General features: G+C 40.6%; 18 protein-coding genes. 13 read left to right on the top strand and 5 right to left on the bottom strand.

The genetic code is table 11. From position 1 onward, the window contains the following. Positions 1-8 precede the first annotated feature (8 nt). Complete coding sequence (locus tag OLD84_RS14300) at positions 9-797, top strand: enoyl-CoA hydratase/isomerase family protein (protein ID WP_209464340.1); 789 nt, start codon at positions 9-11, stop codon at positions 795-797. A 200-nt stretch (positions 798-997) separates the two neighbouring features. Here OLD84_RS14300 and OLD84_RS14295 read toward each other — a convergent pair whose 3' ends face one another. Beyond that, complete coding sequence (locus OLD84_RS14295; protein ID WP_209464341.1) at positions 998-1,954, bottom strand: acetamidase/formamidase family protein; 957 nt, start codon at positions 1,952-1,954, stop codon at positions 998-1,000. A gap of 682 nt (positions 1,955-2,636) precedes the next feature. Here OLD84_RS14295 and OLD84_RS14290 point away from each other — a divergent pair. The 11 genes from OLD84_RS14290 (at position 2,637) to OLD84_RS14240 (ending at position 13,329) form a co-directional block, all read left to right on the top strand. Next, positions 2,637-3,065: a MaoC/PaaZ C-terminal domain-containing protein gene (locus OLD84_RS14290; RefSeq protein WP_209464342.1), complete on the top strand. Its 429-nt coding sequence runs from the start codon at positions 2,637-2,639 to the stop codon at positions 3,063-3,065. Between the two features lie 786 nt (positions 3,066-3,851). Beyond that, a complete protein-coding gene (locus OLD84_RS14285; protein WP_209464343.1) occupies positions 3,852-4,442 on the top strand; it encodes a TetR/AcrR family transcriptional regulator in 591 nt (196 codons plus the stop codon). Positions 4,443-4,460: 18 nt separating this feature from the next. Then, positions 4,461-5,228: a 3-hydroxyacyl-CoA dehydrogenase gene (locus tag OLD84_RS14280; protein WP_209464344.1), complete on the top strand. Its 768-nt coding sequence runs from the start codon at positions 4,461-4,463 to the stop codon at positions 5,226-5,228. A gap of 170 nt (positions 5,229-5,398) precedes the next feature. Then, positions 5,399-6,544, top strand: coding sequence for an acyl-CoA dehydrogenase family protein (locus tag OLD84_RS14275; protein ID WP_209464345.1), 1,146 nt, complete (start codon positions 5,399-5,401; stop codon positions 6,542-6,544). 192 nt (positions 6,545-6,736) lie between these two features. Beyond that, positions 6,737-7,888 (top strand): thiolase family protein, encoded by a 1,152-nt coding sequence (locus OLD84_RS14270; RefSeq protein ID WP_209464346.1) that lies wholly within the window; start codon positions 6,737-6,739, stop codon positions 7,886-7,888. Between the two features lie 78 nt (positions 7,889-7,966). Then, the gene (locus OLD84_RS14265) at positions 7,967-9,109 is read left to right on the top strand and encodes a CaiB/BaiF CoA transferase family protein (protein ID WP_209464347.1); all 1,143 of its coding nucleotides are present in this window, start codon (positions 7,967-7,969) and stop codon (positions 9,107-9,109) included. Between the two features lie 75 nt (positions 9,110-9,184). Then, the gene (locus OLD84_RS14260; protein ID WP_209464348.1) at positions 9,185-10,309 is read left to right on the top strand and encodes a zinc-dependent alcohol dehydrogenase family protein; all 1,125 of its coding nucleotides are present in this window, start codon (positions 9,185-9,187) and stop codon (positions 10,307-10,309) included. An 81-nt stretch (positions 10,310-10,390) separates the two neighbouring features. After that, a complete protein-coding gene (locus tag OLD84_RS14255) occupies positions 10,391-10,822 on the top strand; it encodes an acyl-CoA thioesterase (RefSeq protein WP_209464349.1) in 432 nt (143 codons plus the stop codon). 292 nt (positions 10,823-11,114) lie between these two features. Next, the gene (locus OLD84_RS14250; protein WP_209464350.1) at positions 11,115-11,921 is read left to right on the top strand and encodes an MBL fold metallo-hydrolase; all 807 of its coding nucleotides are present in this window, start codon (positions 11,115-11,117) and stop codon (positions 11,919-11,921) included. 20 nt (positions 11,922-11,941) lie between these two features. Then, positions 11,942-12,883 carry an MBL fold metallo-hydrolase gene (locus OLD84_RS14245; RefSeq protein WP_390337009.1) on the top strand — a complete coding sequence of 314 codons (942 nt, stop codon included), beginning with the start codon at positions 11,942-11,944 and terminating at the stop codon, positions 12,881-12,883. Positions 12,884-12,993: 110 nt separating this feature from the next. Then, a complete protein-coding gene (locus tag OLD84_RS14240; protein WP_209464351.1) occupies positions 12,994-13,329 on the top strand; it encodes a hypothetical protein in 336 nt (111 codons plus the stop codon). A gap of 8 nt (positions 13,330-13,337) precedes the next feature. On the opposite strand, the gene OLD84_RS14235 is transcribed toward OLD84_RS14240, so the two are convergent. The 3 genes from OLD84_RS14235 to OLD84_RS14225 form a co-directional block, all read right to left on the bottom strand. Continuing rightward, positions 13,338-14,987, bottom strand: a complete 1,650-nt coding sequence (locus tag OLD84_RS14235; RefSeq protein WP_209464352.1) for an amidohydrolase — start codon at positions 14,985-14,987, stop codon at positions 13,338-13,340. A gap of 69 nt (positions 14,988-15,056) precedes the next feature. After that, positions 15,057-16,496, bottom strand: coding sequence for a sodium:solute symporter family protein (locus OLD84_RS14230; protein ID WP_209464353.1), 1,440 nt, complete (start codon positions 16,494-16,496; stop codon positions 15,057-15,059). Between the two features lie 459 nt (positions 16,497-16,955). After that, the gene (locus tag OLD84_RS14225) at positions 16,956-17,411 is read right to left on the bottom strand and encodes an SRPBCC family protein (protein ID WP_209464354.1); all 456 of its coding nucleotides are present in this window, start codon (positions 17,409-17,411) and stop codon (positions 16,956-16,958) included. Positions 17,412-17,498: 87 nt separating this feature from the next. On the opposite strand from OLD84_RS14225, the gene OLD84_RS14220 reads away from it, so the two are divergent. Beyond that, positions 17,499-18,068: an MFS transporter gene (locus OLD84_RS14220; protein WP_319962297.1), complete on the top strand. Its 570-nt coding sequence runs from the start codon at positions 17,499-17,501 to the stop codon at positions 18,066-18,068. A 61-nt stretch (positions 18,069-18,129) separates the two neighbouring features. On the opposite strand, the gene tnpB is transcribed toward OLD84_RS14220, so the two are convergent. Next, entirely contained in the window at positions 18,130-19,305 is a 1,176-nt protein-coding gene (gene tnpB / locus OLD84_RS14215; protein WP_264917216.1) for an IS200/IS605 family element RNA-guided endonuclease TnpB, read from the bottom strand. Positions 19,306-19,506 lie beyond the last annotated feature (201 nt).

Below are 19,506 nucleotides of genomic sequence, written 5' to 3'. Positions count from 1 at the left end.
GAAATAATATGGAAAATGTAGCTACAGAAAATTTACTGGTCGATATAAATGAGGGGATCATGCATCTCACGTTGAATCGACCGGATAGTTTAAATGCTTTTAGTCCAGAAATGATTACAGGTTTAAAACAGGCAATAAATCAAGCAAAGCTGGAAGAAGAGATTCGTGTTGTTATCCTCTCTGGTGCAGGTCGTACGTTTAGCGCCGGCGGTGATTTGAAAACGATGGGAAAAAAAGAACCTATAGAGGTTTATGAACATCTTGGTGAATTGAATGAATTGATTCGTTCGATGCGAGATTTGGAAAAACCAATTATTGCTGCTGTACATGGATTTGCTGCAGGCGCAGGGTTCAATCTAGCTTTAGCCTGTGACATGATTTTAGCAGCAGAGGACAGTAAGTTTGTATTAAGTTTCTCTCAAGTAGGCTTGATTTCCGATGGAGGTGGATTGTTTTTCCTTCCAAGACTAATCGGGCCATACCGTGCAAAAGAGCTGTTATTTAGCGCGGAGCCAATAAAAGTCGATGAAGCGCATAAATTAGGCATTGTTAATCACGTTTTTCCATTGGAAGAATTTGAAGAAAAGGTTAGTGCTTTTGCTGCTAAAATAGCTTCTGGACCATCCGTAGCATATGGATTCATTAAGAAAATTGCTGATCAATCACTAGTCTCAAGTTTAGATGAAATTCTTGAACAGGAACGTATTACACAGGCCACAGTTATAAATACAGAAGATCATCAAGAAGGTGTTCAGGCCTTTTTTGAAAAACGAAAACCGAACTTTAAAAAAGGCTAATAACTAATAAAATAAATATTTGTTTGAATCTTCAAAAGGAAAGTGTGCCTTATATATGGCTACACAAGTAAATTTATTTGGTATGTCGATGATCCAGAGGGGGGAAAGGAAGTAAAACTATAATTGATAATATGCTAATGAACAAACGGCCTCCTATCAAAAGAAGGGGCCATTTGTTTTTTTGCATAACATTTCTGATTCTACCTAAAAATAGAATTAGGCAAAAACGCCGATACCAAACAATTGGGCTGATTAACAATCTCATTAATCCGCAAATCTACTGACAGGCTGCATAACATATACGCTTCCACTTCACTCATTCTATACGTATCCACCAAGTGCTCAATCATGTAACGGATCGCATTTTGGGAAGCTTTATATAGATCTTTTCCATGGCCTGTGGTAACATAATACCCCCTGCTGTCTGCTTCAGGAGTAGGTGGTCCCGGAATTTCATATCTTGGTTCAGCAATGGATTTTCCTTTGTGAAGCTTAAAGCGAATCGTGGTCTCCATGGAAGCTTCCACAGCCGTTCCGCATACTTCACCGTCACCCATGACAGCATGTGTATCACCAATCGAAAATAAAGCACCTTCGACCCAGACTGGCAGATAAAGCTTGGTTCCCCGTGTCAGGTGTCGTGTATCCATATTTCCACCGTTTTTTCTTGGTGGAACAATACTGTGATTGCCCGGTTCAGGCAAAGCAACGCCCATTGTCCCCGGAAAAGGTTTTATAAAAAGATCGATCCCATCAAGGAATTCCATTTTATTTTTACCGGTCAGGTCAAAGCTCTTAATTGCAGGTTCTTTAAACTCATCGGCAAGTAACCCAAACCCCGGGATAAGCGCTGTCCACCCCCAATCAAGTTGGGAAAAATTCAACATTTCTATTTCCAGTGTGTCTCCAGGTTCTGCTCCTTTAACATAAACAGGTCCTGAGACTGGATTGATTTTGCTGAAATCAAGGGTTTCTACATCTTTTTTTGTAGCGTTTTTAGTAAATTGTCCCCCGGAAGCTTCTGTTATTTCATACGTAATGGTCTGGCCTGAATCAACTTCAGCAATAGGCTTCAAAGAATTATCCCAGCCTACATGACTGTTCGATTCAAAATCGTGAATAGTCATATAAGGATGATTGTGGTGGTGAATGGTCATTTGATATCTCTCCTTTGGTATTTTGTGATTTTAGTGCCCTTTTAATATGTTTCATGCTAGATCACAAGAAGCACGCAGTACGTTGTTAGGCGGCTGCTCACGCCTTTATACTTTCTCAAAATATATCTGTATTCATCTTGAATATTGTATTCTCTCTATAATAGTTTAAATAGCATGAAGATTTTAATCAAGCAGTAGGATAAAGTTAAATAGGGAATCGCGAGAATATGTTAAGATTTTTAGACGAAAAAATTAGAGAGTGGTATGCTTAATTAAGACAGAGGATCAGGTTCCTTGACCGATTGTTGGTGAGGTTTTAGAGAGACAGTTGGCTAGTAATTTGTTGCAGGAAAAAAAGACTCTCTATTCCTGAGAGTCTTCTAAGCCTTTTCTTATAAGCATCCTGATGGTTTCATTATTGGTACGAATTTTGTTTTCTTCCTGATAGGTTTGGATTTCCTCTAATAAATCATTGGGAAACATAACGAACCTACTGATAGTCCTATTTTTAGCAGGCATTTTCTCACCTCATAATAAGTATGGACTAAAAACGGCAAAATAGCAAGAAAACAGGGTTTACGAGCTTTTTAGTAGAAAGTAAAAGTAGCCTGAGAAGGAAAAATAATTAAATTACGTATTCCAAAAAGCGAAAAAATATTTAAAATAAAAGAGGAGCATCCAATTGAAATTTGATGAATTTTCTGTTGGTGACATATTTTTCACCAATGAAGTGGTAATGACAAAGGAAGAAATCATAGGATTTGCGAGAAAGTATGACCCTCAACACTTACATATGGACGAGGAGGCAGCAGAAAAAACTCCATATGGGTCGTTGATCGCTTCAGGATTTCATACTTTAGCGGTGGTATGGGCGGAATTTATAAAAATGGATATTCTTGGAGCAGACAGTGTTGGTGGTCTTGGTGCAGAGAAAATAAGATGGAGAGCCCCAGTTCGTCCTGGCGACCAACTTACTGGAGAATTTTCTATTGTGAATACAAAGGAACTTTCTGATAAAAGCCGGGGAGTATTATCGATTGAAATCGTTATACGAAATCAAAGAAATCAGGAAGTTCTCACAGCAAAAACAGAGGTGTTTGTGGCAACTTGAGCGGCGCTACAGCAACCTACATAACAATCGTGTAGATTTACCGTTTATTTAATGGGGAGCGCTTTAACTTGCCTGTTCGCTAAAGCCATACTTAATACGATGGTTAGGTGACAAGACAAACAAGTATCTTATTATATTGATAACTCATAAAGTAAATATTTATTTGAATCTTACAAAAGGAAAGTAATAGTGGTATAATAAAAACATGCAATAATCGTATTTTTCTCTAGGGGGGTCGGCGCATCTCTGTCGGTTGTAGTGCCATGCGGTATGCTATAACGGAAGGGGGTGCTGCCTATGTCTGTTTTCGAGGCAATGGTTTTGGTGATTTCATTCGCAACGCTTGTTGTGATAATCTTAGACCAAAATAAATAGACCTCCCTTATGTTAACAGCAGAGTGAGGTCTATTTGAACTTACTTGCGCTGACCCTTCATGAAGGGGAGCGATTCATTGCTGACCGAAGATATGGACGTATCTTCGGTCTTTATTATTTTATGATACTTTTGTATTTCTATGTATATTATACCACAAAAAAGTGGTTTGCAAACAAAAATTTATTCTCTAGCCTGAATTTTCAAAGAAACGTTTTTGGTCACAATCAACCCGTTCCCTAATAAGAAGGTCATATAATCTAAAAATATTCAAACCAAAGAGGCCGGAAAGGCGATCAACTGTTGGGAGTTATAATTTATTGTCAATTAAAATTTTCAGAAAACTAACTTGACATTCAAAAATCTACCCATTAGAATAATAAACAAGATATGCTAGAGGAAGTGAACACGAAATGTCTTTGCGCGAAAGAAAAACAGCGAAGAAAAAAGAAGATATTCTGCGGATGTCTGTAAGCGTTTTATCAGAGAAAGGATACGATGGTACAACAATGGAAGAGATTGCTTCCAAGCTTCTGATGACGAAGGGTTCTGTTTATTATTATTTTAAAGATAAGCAAGACTTGTTGTATCAAAGCCATGTCATGCTACTGGAGCGTAGTATTGAAAACGTAGAAGGTGTTCGGCATCAAGAATTGCCAGTAAAAGCTAAGTTGCGTAGGGCTATGATTGTACATATCGAATACATCTTGGTGGAACGCAGTGGTTTCGAAATGATGATTAAACCAGAACAATATTTTTCTAGTCCGCAGATTGAAACGATTTTTCAGTTAAGAGATGATTACGGGATATGTTTTGATCAGCTAATTTTGGAAGGAATAGAGGCAGATGTGTTCGGATCGGTGGATATAAAAATAGTGAGAAATATCATTTTAGGTGCGATGAATTGGGTTACGCAATGGTATTCCGATGACGGAAAAAAAGATAAAACGGAAATCGCCGAAGACATCGCGGATTATTTGTTGCATATTTTAATAAAAACATAGTTACGGAGGAGGAACCTCATGAAAGTTGAAAATCATGTAATCGTTGTTACTGGTGGAGCATCTGGTTTAGGTGAGGCCACTGTGAGAAATGCCGTTTCCAGAGGAGCTAAGACTATTATTCTGGATATGGCGGAAGAAAAAGGTGAGCAGCTTGTGGAAGAACTGGGTGAAGCTGCATATTTTATCAAAACAGATGTAACCGATGAAACGAGTGTTCAGGCAGCATTGGATCAGGCTGTCGAAACGTTTGGACCAATTCATGTAGTTGTCAATTGTGCAGGGGTTGCGATCGCGGAAAAGACGTATAGCAAAAGAGGTGTGCATGATTTAGCCTCCTTTACAAATGTGATTCAGGTTAATTTAATCGGGACGTTCAATGTCATACGTCTTGCTGCAGAAAAAATAGCGGCTAATGAACCGAATGAAAACAACGAGCGTGGTGTCATCATTAATACGGCGTCGGTTGCAGCGTATGAAGGGCAAATTGGTCAGGTTGCCTATAGTGCTTCAAAGGGTGGAATTGTTGGCATGACACTGCCAATTGCAAGAGACCTTTCTACGCTTGGAATCAGGGTTATGACGATTGCACCAGGTCTATTTGAGACGCCATTATTTGAAACATTACCAGAAAAAGCGAAAAAAGCGTTGGGAGAAATGACACCGTTTCCATCGCGCTTAGGTTATCCAGAAGAGTATGCACGTCTAACGCAGAGCATAATCGAAAATCCGATGTTAAACGGGGAAACGATTAGGCTTGATGGCGCGATACGAATGCAACCTAGATAAAGTAAAACTTCATTCAGTAGGGGGTTAGTTCTCCCCCCACTGAATGTTAGTTGAACCAATCGGGCTTATACGGGCAGTTATCCCCCACCTAAGGTTTTAATCCTACTTCATTTTTGAGGTGGGGATTTACTGCCCGTTAAACTGCGTAAAAACGAAAGGAGGAATTTTGCATGGAAAGAGCGTACTTACGGGAAGAGCATGATATTTTTCGTCGTTCCTTACGAAAGTTTTTGGAGAAGGAAGCGTATCCCTATTTTGAACAGTGGGAGAGAGATCAGCTAGTACCCAGGAATTTCTGGAAAAAGGCAGGAGAACAAGGTTTTCTTTGTCCATGGGTAGACGAGAAGTATGGTGGCTTTGATGCTGATTTTGGCTATTCGGTTGTGATCAACGAGGAATTTGAGCGGATTGGCACTGGAATGGTCGGAATTGGTCTTCATAATGATATTGCCATGCCGTACATAGCTTCCTATGGCACCGAATCACAGAAGGAACGCTGGATGCCTGGCGCGATAACAGGAGATTTGGTGTCCGCAATTGCTATGACAGAACCTGGAGCGGGATCAGATTTGGCGGCGATTAAGACGACGGCAATCAAGGACGGGGATGGCTACATACTTAACGGGGAGAAGACGTTTATTACAAACGGATCCACCGCCGATTTAGTGGTCGTTGTTTGTAAAACGGATTCGCAGGCTGACCCGCCTCATAGGGGAATTAGTTTACTGGTTGTTGAGGCAGATACACCTGGATTTACAAGAGGGAAAAAGCTCGATAAGGTCGGACAACATTCGAATGATACATGTGAATTAATTTTCGAAGATGCTCGTGTTCCTGCTAGCAATCTACTTGGCGAATCAGGGAAAGGTTTCTATTATTTAATGGAAAAGCTGCAGCAGGAACGTTTAATGGTAGCAATTCAGAGTATGACATCAACGGAAGTTATGCTGGAATTAACGACTGATTATGTGAAAGAACGAAAAGCATTTGGTCGGAGTATCAGCCAGTTTCAGAATACCCAGTTTAAACTTGCAGAAATGAAAACGGAATTTCAAATTGGGCGGACGTTTGTTGATCGTCTCATTGAGGATCATGTTGCAGAAAAAGATGTGGTAACAGAGGTATCAATGGCAAAATGGTGGACGACGGACCTAGCGAAAAAGGTGGCGGGCGAATGCATGCAGCTACATGGTGGTTATGGTTATATGGAAGAATATGAGATTGCGAGAAGGTATCGTGACGTGGCCGTTTCCTCGATTTATGCAGGGTCCAATGAGATTATGAAAGTTATTATTGCTAAGAACATGGGGTTATGATACGTGAGCGCGGGACTCACGCGTACGAACGCGGAACGAATGGGTGCGATCGCAGGACGAACGGACTTGAGTGCGATACCCCTGCACCCGAGCGCGGAACGACCACACGTGATCGCTTGACAACCGCACCCAACCGCGGAACCCACGCCCCCGAATACAGAACAAAAAGCATACATAGAAAGGAAGATTTATATGCGCGAAGCAGTAATCGTAGAGGCAGTCCGAACTCCAGTAGGAAAACGCAACGGATCACTTAGCGGCATTCGAGCGGAGGAACTAGCGGCAAAACCGCTCAAGGAAGTGATAAAAAGAGCTGGTGTTTCATCGGAATTAGTGGAGGACGTCATTATGGGGTGTGTTTCCCAAGTGGGGGAGCAGGCTTTTGATATTGCGAGGCAAGCAGCATTGATCGCCGATTATCCAGTGGAAGTTCCAGGAACAACAATTGACCGACAATGTGGTTCCAGTCAGCAAGCTGTTCACTTTGCCTCACAGGCAATTATTAGCGGGGATATGGATGTAGTGGTTGCTGGTGGCATTGAGAATATGTCACGTGTGCCAATCGGTTCAAACATGCAAGGTGTGAAACTGAGTGAGGCATTGACATCCAAGTACGAAATGATTAATCAGGGCTTATCTGCAGATCGAATTGCAGATAAATGGGGATTCAGCCGGAAACAGATGGATGAATTTTCACTGGAAAGTCATCAAAAGGCGGTGGCTGCCAGAAACGATGGGCGATTTGAAAAAGAAATCATGCCATTGGAGGTGACACTTCCAGATGGGGAGCAGGCGGTAATCAAGGATGACGAAGGTCCAAGAGAAAATTCCACGTTGGAAAAGCTTGGCACACTTAAACCTGCTTTTGCGGAAGATGGGAAAATAACAGCTGCCAACTCCAGTCAAATCAGTGATGGAGCGGTCGCCATTCTGATGATGTCACGTGAGAAAGCAGAGGAACTTGGACTTAAACCGAAATTTCGTGTAATTGCTCGTTCTGTTGTAGGATCGGATCCATCATTAATGCTGACAGGGCCAATCCCTGCAACAGAAAAAGTGTTGTTGAAAGCAGGGCTCTCGATTGAGGATATCGATATTTTCGAAGTGAATGAGGCATTTGCTTCCGTACCACTTGCCTGGTTAAAAGAAACCGGAGCTGATCCGAAAAAATTAAATCCAAATGGTGGTGCGATTGCACTTGGTCATCCACTTGGAGCAAGTGGTGGACGATTGATGGTAACAATGATGAATGAACTGGAACGAACAGGAAAGCGCTACGGTCTACAAACCATGTGCGAGGGACACGGCATGGCAAACGCCACCATTATCGAAAGAATAGAGTAGGAAAGGTGCCTGTCACTTCCCGGGTTTTGTCATATATTGTCGAATGGGAATCCGAAATATAAGGGGGGACGTGTTGTTTTGCCATTAAACTCAGTTCGTGTGTTGGATTTAACGCGCTTGCTTCCAGGTCCGTATTGCACGATGTTGCTTGCTGATTTTGGAGCAGAGGTTATTAAAGTGGAGGATCCAAGAGGTGGTGATTATGCTCGGGCGTATGATCCGAAATTAGATGAAGATAGCGCGATGTTCCACTCGCTTAATCGCAATAAAAAAAGTGTTTGCTTAAATTTGAAGTCTGAAGAAGGGAAAGCTTATTTTCTTAAACTAGTTGAAACCGCAGATGTGGTTGTAGAGTCCTTTCGTCCAGGGGTGATGGAGCGGCTTGGGCTAAATTATAAAGAGTTAAAAAGCATCAATCCCGGACTCGTTTATTGTGCAGTGACCGGTTACGGACAAACTGGCCCGTATGCAAACCGTCCCGGTCATGATATAAATTATCTCAGCTATGCTGGTTTGCTGCACCTGATGGGTGAAAAAGGTGGAAAACCAATCGTGCCCGCCACGCAGATCGCTGATATTGGAGGAGGAGCTCTGCCAGCTACACTCGGTATCTTGCTAGCTCTTTATGAAAGGGAAAAGTCTGATAAAGGACAGTTTGTCGACATTTCCATGCTGGACGGGGTGGTGTCATGGTTGCAAACGATCTTACCTAATTATTTAGCGGATCATACACCAGCTAACCGTGGCGACCAAACGTTATCGGGCGGTCTGGCTGCTTATGAAGTATATGAAACAAACGACGAACGCTGGCTTTCTGTCGGAGCACTCGAACCGAAATTCTGGAAAGCATTTTGTGAAGGAATAGGCAGAAGTGACTTTATCCCGCTTCTGGATGCACCTTTGCATGAACAGCACCGTTTAAAATACGAAATTCAACTCATTATATCTAAAAAATCCCTTGCTGAGTGGCTCCTTATTTTTTCCGATTTAGAAGCTTGTGTATCACCAGTTCTCACCATCGAAGAAATGATTCACGATCCGCAAATCACGGAACGAGAAATGATCCAGACAGTTAATCATGAGGGTTTAGGGGCTGTGAAACAAATCAGTACCCCCATTAAATTATCGGAAACACCTGGTAAAATTTTGGGTCAGGCCCCGAAACTGGGTGAGCATACCGAGGAAATTTTGAAAAAAGGAAGATTTCAAGGTGAAAAATAGCGAGTAAATCTATTAAATTGTTTCAAAAATGTTCAAAAAGGACCTTTTGAACATCCTCAGAAAGGAGATGATTCCATGCAAGTAAAATCAGCTGTACTACGTCAATCTGGTCTGGATACTCCCTATTCAACAAGCCGGCCGATCAGCATCGAAAAGCTAGAACTGGACCCTCCCCAACAAGGTGAAGTTCTCATTCAAATGAAAGCGGCAAGTCTCTGCCACTCCGATTTATCAGTCATTAATGGCAGCAGACCACGTCCCTTGCCAATGGCGTTAGGACATGAGGCTGCAGGTGTAGTGGTGGAGACCGGAGTTGGTGTAGAAGATCTGCATCCAGGCGATCACATTGTATGTGTATTCGTACCAAGTTGCGGTGATTGTCTTCCATGTAAAGAAGGACGCCCAGCATTGTGTGAAAAAGGGGCGGCGACCAATAATGCAGGTACATTACTAAGTGGTGGAAAGAGATTGCATGCAGGAAAGGAAGTTGTCAATCACCATTTAGGTGTGTCTGCCTTCTCGGAATATGCCGTTGTCTCAAGCCATTCATTAGTAAAAGTGGAGAAAGATATTCCTTTTGAAAAAGCAGCTTTGTTTGGATGTGCCGTCATTACAGGAGTAGGAGCTGTTGTAAATACGGCCGCTATAAAATTAGGAAACACGGTTGCAATTGTAGGACTTGGAGGCGTTGGATTGAGTGCACTGATTGGTGCTGTTTCAGCTGGCGCGAGCAGAATTGTCGCCGTGGATCTAAATGAAAAGAAACTAGAACAGGCAAAGGAACTCGGCGCAACCGATACGTTTAACTCGCGGGACCGGGATGTTAGCGATCAAATCCGTGAAGCAACGGGTGGCGGGCTGGATTATGTATTTGAAACAGCTGGTGCAGTACCTGCGATGGAAGTTGCTTACAGGGTAACGAAACGTGGCGGAACTACAGTCACAACAGGCTTGCCACATCCAAATCACCACTTTTCATTCCCGTATGTCAGCCTAACAGCGGAGGAAAAAACAATAAAAGGCTCTTATGTTGGCAGTTGTGTACCACATAGGGATATCCCTCGTTTTATTCATTTATTTAAACAGCGTCGCTTGCAAGTGGATAAACTAATGACAGAAATAATAACGCTAGATGAAATTAATGAAGGATTTGATAAATTGGCTAAGGGAGAGTCGTCGAGGATTATCATAAGTTTTTAATGAAGCAAAACGGGCTGTGGGGCCATAAGAGCAATAATGTATGCCGGAAACAGTCTAATTAATATTTTGAGGTGAAAAGCCATGTACAAGAAAATTATCGAACCGCGTGTTTCTGAAACAGATGGAGTAGGTCACATCAATAATACAACGTTACCAATATGGTTAGAAGCCGCAAGAAATCCGATTTTTAAGTTGTTCACACCTGATGATTCATTTGAGAATTGGAAAATGATTATTTTAAATATAAATGTTGATTATGTAAGTCAAATCTATTTTGGAAAAGAAGCAGAAATCTATACATGGGTGAATAAAATAGGGACATCAAGCTTGGAATTATATGAAGAAATTCATCAAGCCGGCACGCTTTGTGCAAAGGGAAAGGCGGTGTATGTTAATTACAATAAGAAAACGCAAAAATCCGAACCCATTCCAGGAAATATAAGAGAAGAGCTGGAAAAACACGTTTATCACAGTTTAACGGGAAGTAAATCCCCCACCTCAAAAATGGAGTAGGACGAAAATTTAGGTGGAGGATAACTGCCCGTATAAGCATTAAGGAACATAGACTAGGTACGCCACATCCAGTGGCAACGTCTATGCAACCCACGTCGTGTGGGCCGAACTAACATTAAGTGGGGGACCAAATCTCCACTGAATGAAGTTTCACTTTATGGTAACAGCAGCAACATGACAGGCGAAGGGAAATAAGATGGATTTTACCACTTCGGATCAGGAATCAAACACCGATTAACTGAAAGGCTGCAGGTTGAATATGTATTAGTAAAACGAGAAAGGAGTGAAAAACATGATAGATGTTTTTGAGAAAGAGGGCGTTATTTGCGTAGAAGGGACGATTGAACACGCTGGTCAAAAAGGACGTCCCGTTTACACCTTTTTGACAGATGGCATGCTAATTGATACCGGTCCGAAACATCTTGAAGCTGATTTGATTCCTTTTTATGAAGAACATTCCATTGATTTGGTCACATTGACACATAGTCATGAAGACCACACCGGTACAGCATCGCACTTCCAGGAAAAAGGAGATGTACCTATTTATATTCATCCGTTGGGGATTAGCACATGCCGCGCGTCTTGTCCCTATCCAAAATACCGGCAGATGGCATGGGGAGTGCGTAATCCATTTGATGCTTTGCCGATCGGAGATACAATTCAGTCCCGGAGTAAGGAATGGAAAGTCATTCATACACCAGGTCATGCAGCGGATCATATTTCGCTCCTTGATGAAGAAACAGGTAGGTTATTTTCAGGGGATCTGTTTGTCAGCCCGAAGACAAAGGTAATTATGGATAGTGAATCGATTCCTGTTACCATGAAATCAATTCGAAAATTATTGTCCTATGATTTCGGGTCGATGTTTTGCTGCCATGCTGGATACATACCGGACGGAAGAGCTATGCTGAAGCAGAAATTAGACTATCTTGAAAATGTTTCGGGAGAAGTAAAACAGCTGGATAAAGAAGGATTATCTGTTGACGAAATCGATCAAAAGCTTTTCCCGAAAAAGTACCCTATTACTGCGATTTCTGAGGGCCAATGGGACTCTGTGCATATTGTGTCGTCCATTCTTTCAGATGAAGATAATATATAATAAATTAGGATGTGATTGATTTGTTGCTAGAAGAATATGGATTAAAACTTATAAGATTAGATCTTCCTTTTCGTCTAAATCACGTTAATTGTTTTCTCGCTGAAGGAGAAGGTGGCTGGAAAGTCATCGATGCAGGGCTTCATAATCCTCCAACTGTAAACAGATGGGAACAGGAACTGGCAGGAAAAAAGGTTACTGATATTTTGGTTACCCATTATCACCCGGACCATTTTGGCTATGTTGGTGGGCTGCAGGAAATAACGGGTGCACGTGTCTCCATGACGAAGATTGACGCTGATGCGGGCATGGAGTCTTGGCAGGAGCATTCGATTAATAAATTGCAGGACAATTATGCATTAGCAGGCATTCCAACAGACACGGCAAGCCAAATGACGACGAATACCAATGATTTTGTTTCACTTGTAACACCATATCCGAAAGTAAATCATTATTTTGAGGAAGGTGAAATTGTCGAGATAGGCAAGTACGAATATGAGGTGATCGTAACCCCTGGTCATTCAGATGGTATGGTGAATTTTTATAATAAAGAAAAGAACATGTTACTCTCAACGGATCATATTTTACCGAAAATAACACCGAATATATCATACTGGTTTCATGGAGATGCGAACCCATTGAAGCGTTATATGGAATCCCTTGAAAAAATAAGAAAACTGGATGTCGACTTTGTTGTGCCTTCTCACGGGAAGCCTTTCCACGGGGCAAACGATCGAATCGATGAAATAAAAGCACACCATGACGAACGGCTGGAGCAAACACTGGAATCAATTAATGGTGGAGCTACCATTCATGGGTCTTGTCAGAAACTGTTTCAAAAGGAACTAACCGTTCATGAAACAAGATTTGCGATTGGTGAAACGCTAGCACATCTGGAATATTTAAGGTATGAGGGAGAATGTAAAAGAGAGATGAGAGATGGGAAGTATTGGTATTATACGTAATTTCATTATCCCTTCTCGAGGGAGGAATTAAATGAAATGAAAAGTATACTTTATGAATGTTTGGATAGATTATCTAAAGAAAGACGAAACTATCCAAAGTGGTGATTAAATTGGTAAAACTTTCTTTAGCTATTAGCCTTGCATTTATGACTTTTCTGCCAATGGATGTGCTGGAAATAAAAGATTCATTTTTCGTGTACGATAACGAGAACACTGTTCTTGATGAAACACAACACAACTGGGAGGAATATAGTACGGACACTGAAATTATCCATACAGGGTCACATGAATATACATACTGGAAAAATTTTGGGAGGGAATCTCGCACTTGTAATATTTCCCATAAAATAAAAACAGTCGTATATTATTGTGATGTTCATGATCATACGTATTCTGAAACATTTTTGGAAGAAACCATTCATAGTGAAGACCATACGCATGAATAGAGTCTTTATTAGTTGGAGGAGTATACAACCTCTCCTCCGATAATGGTTGCTTGTACAGAAATAGCTTTAATCTCCATTGGGTCAACGGTTGTTGGATCAGATTCAAGTACTGCAAAGTCTGCTATTTTTCCAACCTCAATGCTACCAAGATTAGCTTCATCAAAATTTAATTTAGCGCCGTCAATTGTCATTGTTTCTAATGCTTTTTCAGCACTGATACATTGATCTTCCCCTAACGTATGACCTTCCATCGTTTGGCGATTTACTGCTACCCAAATCGAGAACAGTGGTGAAATAGGTGTGATGGGACAATCAGAATGCAACGTATAAAGAATGTCTCTTTCTGATGCGTCTGCCAATGGATTAATTCGTTTTGCTCTATCCTCACCTAAAAATATACGTTTATGCCTGTCTCCCCAATAATAAACATGGTTAATAAAAAAAGAACCTTTAACGTTTAATTCATTCATTCTATTTAAGTCATTTAGTGTTGCTGTTTGAACATGCTCAATCCGGTGACGGTGATCCGAATGGGGATTAGCGGTTAAAATATGTTCAAAACCATCTAAGATCGAGCCAATTGCTCTATCTCCATTACCATGTATCGTAATTCGAAATCCTCTATTGTGTAAATCTAACAATTCAGCATTAAAATCATCCTGATGATGTAACAATTCCCCATAAACAGCTGATTCGCTATAATAAGGATCCCTGAGCGCCGCTGTTAATCCTTGAATGGAGCCGTCCTGAAATAGTTTTGCACTATCCAATGTTGCACGATTATTTGATTGCTTGCGAATTTTTTCACCGAGCTGTTGAGCTGAATAGTCTTTAAAAGCCCCATTTTCATTCAACAGATGATGAAGAACCATTAATCGCATGCGAAGTGGATTATTTCCCCTTGCTAATGCCCTCAAATGCGCATCAAATTCAGCTATCCCGAGATCCAATCCAACGCCAGCATCTGAACTGGTTGTAATCCCTTCTGCTAAATAGTCTTTGGATGCTTCTCCTATTAAAGAGGCCAATTCTTCTTCTGATGGAGCAGGAACAGCTGCTAGTATAGGTGCTAATGCAGGTAATTCATGTAATACCCCATTTAAATACCCATCTTCATCGCGTCCAAAAAAACCAGCATGTGGATTTTGGATAGTTTCATCGATACCAGCTGCCTCTAACGCTTTCGAATTAGCAACAGCAAAGTGGGTGGAAATATGGCGAATGAGAACTGGGTGATCAGGTGCTATCCTATCCAATTCTTTGCGGGTGGGATGCCTTTTTTCTTCTAGAAGGGTATTGTCATAACCCCACCCCATAATCCATCCACCCTTAGGTGTAGTTGCTACTAATTTTTCCACTCTATCTAATATAGCTTGAATATTTCGATTTGGTGGTGTACTGCAATTCGCTTGTTTGCGAGATTGAGAATACATTAATAGGTGATTATGTGTATCAATAAATCCTGGTATTAATGTTGCTCCCTTTAAGTCCATTATTTTCGTATGGGAACAAATAGGAGTTGCATCACGTGAAGGTTCCGGAACGTCGGAAATGTTAGTTATACGACCATTTGAGACAGAAACAGATCGCGCGCGTGTATTTTGTTGGTCGAGTGTTATGACATTGGCGTTTGTTATCAGTAAATCAATCGTGTTCATTGAATGGTGTGCCCCTTTAAAATAATGGAATCGTTACTTATTCTTAACAGTAATAGCCATAAGTCAGAACTACTTATTCGTTTCGTCGGTAGGATTTGCAGAATTTAAATCATTCCAGTAAACAGCCCTAACCTGCTCTGTATCATCATGTTTTGTGATTAGACTGATTCCGATTAAAGTAATAAGCGATACAGAAAAACCAAATATCGTGTGATCAATGGCGATTCCTAAGAAAGGCCAGCTTATCGTTGCCATTAAAGCTAAAATCATACTCCAGAGCATACCTGCTTTTGTAGCTCTCTTCCAAAACATCACTGCAAGAAACGGAAATACTAATACGGTTGCTGATAATCTAAGCGCCCATTGATAGGCACTCTCTATATCGGTAAGGAAGTAGGATACAAATAACCCTAGTACAGAGATAATGACAACCGATAAACGCGCTGTAAACATGAGTTGCTTGTTTCTAGCATCGGGTTTCAATAATCGTTGATATAAATCTCTTGTTAAATTGGAACTTCCCTGCAAAATAAAGGAAGTCGCTCCGGTCATCAATGCAGCAAGTAGACCGAGAACAACGATACCACCTATGGCAGGGTGCAATAACTCTGTCGCTACATAAGAAAACAATAGATCGGGATCCATGTCTAACGGAGCATATTGCCGTGCGATTACGCCAATAGTGAAAGGCAATATGGATATGGCACCACCGATTAGAAACCCGGTAATTCCAGCACGTTTGGCAACTCTTTCATCCTTTGATGCAAAAATTCGCTGCCAAGTTGACTGCCATATCATGTAGAATGGACCAACTGATAATGCATACAGTAATACTTCGCCCAAGCCGTCAGGGCCAAGTGGACTGAGGTATTCGATCGATGTATTTGCAAAAATATCCTCAAATCCACCTGCATAAACAATACTTGCTATAGCCAACACAATAATCCCGATCACAACAACAATGGACTGAAATGCATCTGTAATAATGGTTGCTGGCAGTCCACCTAAAATAGTAAAAACTACTATGACAACAAAAGCTAGCGTGATTCCAGTATTTATTTCAAGACCTAGTGTAACATTAAAAATGGTAGACATTCCAACCATCTGTAAAGCTAGTGTTGGAACAGAATATATAAAAGCTGAAAGTACAGAAGGCACAATCCCAGCTCTCCCGCCAAATCTTTCTCCAAATAAATCAGCTATTGTATATAGCCTTTGTCTTCTTAAAGGTCCAGCAAATGCAATGATTAGTAACAGCGAAAACAGCACCCCAGGTAGTGCAAATTTAAAGAAGCCGGAAAGACCTACAGTAAAGCCCATACCAACCCAACCAATGAAAACAGCAGCACCACACCACGTGCTGATAATGGTTCCTACAATCGGCCAGAATCCGGTGTTCCAACTCCCAATTAAATATTCATCATAGGTTTTTATTCTGAAAAAATAATAGAATCCCATCACAAACATTATAATAAAGTATAGAAGTATATACGTTAAATACCATGCCATATAAAAAGTCTCCTCGCTCTTTGTTGTGTATTTGTTTTATGAAATTGCCTTGGAATTTTTTGACGTAGTTAAATAAATTAACGAATGAGCTATTTTTGATGTTTTAGATAGCTTTAAAATACGTAAATACGAAGCCCACTAAAAACGCTATTAACGGATTTATTATTAGAGGTGAACCTTATTCGTATGCATCGGGGGTAGCACTCAATTTTACGGTGTTCGATAAAACATAGTGTACATCTTAAAACACATGTATCTATAATTCAACAAAAATCTGCAGGATATCTGTCAGAACTACTTATTGGAAAGTGAACAAAGATAAAGACTCGGTAGCACCGTAGCAATGTTGTAGTGTATTTAAAACAGAAAAAAACACGGATTATCTGATAGGTATTCAGAAATCCGTGTTTTTTCAATTATTTTTATATTCGTGTACAAAGGTTGGTTTTTCCAGTGTTTTTATGTAGCTACTGTTTCCATTTTAGCCGCTTGATTTGCTACTGCTTCTGTTAATTGTTTTGCTTTTTTTGCAACTAATGTCCGTAATACAGAATTAATCATTGGCCCCATTACACCTTTAGCTGTAATGTCGATATAGCCTGTCATTTCGGTTTGCCTTCCATTTATTACCTTTGCCTTGAAGTACCCATCACCTTTGAAATTTTCATTCAGTCCTACTAAGTCGAAGCATACCGTTGTTGGTTCCAGCCACTTGGTAATGTCTATCTTAAGATCGACTGTTTTATGGATGACACCGACATCACCCCTGAACTTCCAGGTTGATTGTCTATCACTTAAAATTTCATGTTCTGCGTATCCAGGCACTAAAGGAGCCCAGTTATTCATATCACTAACGAAAGACCAAACATTTTCAATAGGAATATTCATTTCAACTTGATGAATTCCACTTGGCATTGGTATCCTCCTTCTAAAAATTTCTCACTCTACAGCCTATGCTTGGAATTTTCATAATAGACCAGGATTATATTAATGAATACTTGAATTATTTATCATTATGATTTAAGTACGCTTGTATTTTGGTTAGCATTCTTCTGTGCTCTATTAATGGTATATGGATTAAATACGTGGTTACCAACAGTAATGATTGAAACTGGTTATGGATTAAATTCAAGTTTAGGTTTCCTTATTGCCCTTCAAGGCGTAGCTGTAGTCGGGATTCTAGTTCTTAGTAATCTTTGTGAAAAATATGGTTCTAAAAAGGTTATTATTTCATCTTATATAGCTGGAGCGATTTCTTTAGCGTTACTAGGATTTGGCGGAAGTATATTCTATATTTTCATACTAGTAGCAATTGCAGGGGCTGCTACAACAGGTTCTCAAGTTTTGATTCAAGCTTATGTAACATCGTTCTACCCTTCAGCAATGAAATCAACAGGTTTGGGGATGGCTTCAGGGATTGGACGATTCGGCGGTATGACTGGACCCATTTTGGGTGGATTCTTGGTGTCACTGGCTTTACCTAACTTCATGAATTTCCTCGTATTCTCAATTGTTGGTATTGTCGCTGCCTTCGGATTATCATTAATTGCTGTTGAACTACCCTCCACTTAATTTCTCCTAAAATTTGAAGTGGGGGATTCCTAAGAACACCGGCGTAACCGCCAGTTTTTTATTAGGCTATCCCTGTCGTTCCGACAGTTAAGAGACGAATGGCTTCGTTTCTAAGATTTAATCCTGCGTTAATATCTCTTTGGTGATGACTTCCGCAAGAAGCGCAAGTCCATTTACGCAAAGCGAGATGTTTAACGTCTTTATTTTTATGGCCACATCCAGAACAAAGCTGGCTGCTTGCAAAGTTTTTGCCAACAACAACGACCTTTTTGCCGTACCACGCTGCTTTGTATTCACACATCGTTCTGAATTGGCCCCAGGAGGCTTCACTTATAGCTTTGGAAAGGTTTCCATTTTTAAGCATATTGCTTACAGACAAGTCTTCCAAACCAATCACATCGTGGTTTTTGACGAGGGAGGTTGAAATCTTATCCAGATAATCCTTTCGACTATTGGCTATCGCTTCATGAATACGTGCAACTTTGATTCGTTGTTTGTTCCAATTGGAGCTGTTCACGGTACGCCTTGAAAGAATGCGCTGTGCCTTCACTAATTTTCCTTCCAATGTACGGAGCCATTTCGGGTTACGGAATACGCTCCCATCTGAAAGTGTTGCAAAATCTTTTAACCCCAAATCAACGCCGACAACCGAATCGGTTTTAGCAAATGCTTGAACTTCCGTTTCTGTTAGGATGGATACAAAATATTTCCCACTTGGATTACGTCGGATGGTGGCATTTATGATACGCCCCTCCACTTCACGGCTCTTTGCAAAACGGATAAGACCCAATTTCGGTAATTTGATGTGTTTACCTAACACATCAATATTGCCATTTGTTTGCTTTGTACTATAGGACTGGACCTTGTTCTTTTTGCTTTTAAAACGCGGTTTTTGGTTTTGTTTCCTGTAGTAGCGCTGGTAGGAATCAGCTACGTTTTCAACGGACTTTTGAAGCGAAATACTATCTACCTCTTTAAGGAAAGGATAGTATTCTTTGAGCTGGCGAACCGTCTTCACCGATTCGTATTTATTGAAATATTGACCTTTCCAGTTGTTGATTGGTAGCTGCCCGTTTAGTCTCATTTCTTCCGTTATGTACCAATAGGCATCCTTCTCTTTCTGTTTACCAAGAAAGAAGTTGAAAACAAATCGGGAACAACCGATTGTTTTATTAATAAGCTCTACTTGTTTTTTATTCGGAAAGATACGAAACTTAAAAGCTTTTTGGACCAGCATCCTATTCACCTCATCCGTATATATGTTCCTATTATATCATAGGGAGGATCTTTTTGCTATCGCCAACCGAAATTCATCTCCCCTTTACCGATGGACTATAGTCCTTCATGCGCTTGAAGAGGGAGTCTTCTTTCGGGAAAAGATAAATATTCGGTTTCCCATATAGAGGCGGCTAGGGCAACTAGCAAGAAGAAAATTGGT

Source organism: Virgibacillus natechei, assembly GCF_026013645.1.
GTDB classification, from domain to species: Bacteria; Bacillota; Bacilli; order Bacillales; family Amphibacillaceae; genus Virgibacillus_L; species Virgibacillus_L natechei.
This window is presented reverse-complemented; position numbering and strand designations above follow the sequence as displayed.

What these genes read in the sequence shown, in the direction of transcription:
- OLD84_RS14295 (WP_209464341.1), bottom strand. Translation starts at nt 1,954, where the DNA reads ATGACCATTCACCACCACAATCATCCTTATATGACTATTCACGATTTT.
- OLD84_RS14260 (WP_209464348.1), top strand. Translation starts at nt 9,185, where the DNA reads ATGCAAGTAAAATCAGCTGTACTACGTCAATCTGGTCTGGATACTCCC.
- OLD84_RS14285 (WP_209464343.1), top strand. Translation starts at nt 3,852, where the DNA reads ATGTCTTTGCGCGAAAGAAAAACAGCGAAGAAAAAAGAAGATATTCTG.
- OLD84_RS14270 (WP_209464346.1), top strand. Translation starts at nt 6,737, where the DNA reads ATGCGCGAAGCAGTAATCGTAGAGGCAGTCCGAACTCCAGTAGGAAAA.
- OLD84_RS14225 (WP_209464354.1), bottom strand. Translation starts at nt 17,411, where the DNA reads ATGCCAAGTGGAATTCATCAAGTTGAAATGAATATTCCTATTGAAAAT.
- OLD84_RS14230 (WP_209464353.1), bottom strand. Translation starts at nt 16,496, where the DNA reads ATGGCATGGTATTTAACGTATATACTTCTATACTTTATTATAATGTTT.
- OLD84_RS14275 (WP_209464345.1), top strand. Translation starts at nt 5,399, where the DNA reads ATGGAAAGAGCGTACTTACGGGAAGAGCATGATATTTTTCGTCGTTCC.
- OLD84_RS14250 (WP_209464350.1), top strand. Translation starts at nt 11,115, where the DNA reads ATGATAGATGTTTTTGAGAAAGAGGGCGTTATTTGCGTAGAAGGGACG.
- OLD84_RS14255 (WP_209464349.1), top strand. Translation starts at nt 10,391, where the DNA reads ATGTACAAGAAAATTATCGAACCGCGTGTTTCTGAAACAGATGGAGTA.
- OLD84_RS14300 (WP_209464340.1), top strand. Translation starts at nt 9, where the DNA reads ATGGAAAATGTAGCTACAGAAAATTTACTGGTCGATATAAATGAGGGG.
- OLD84_RS14280 (WP_209464344.1), top strand. Translation starts at nt 4,461, where the DNA reads ATGAAAGTTGAAAATCATGTAATCGTTGTTACTGGTGGAGCATCTGGT.
- OLD84_RS14235 (WP_209464352.1), bottom strand. Translation starts at nt 14,987, where the DNA reads ATGAACACGATTGATTTACTGATAACAAACGCCAATGTCATAACACTC.
- tnpB (WP_264917216.1), bottom strand. Translation starts at nt 19,305, where the DNA reads ATGCTGGTCCAAAAAGCTTTTAAGTTTCGTATCTTTCCGAATAAAAAA.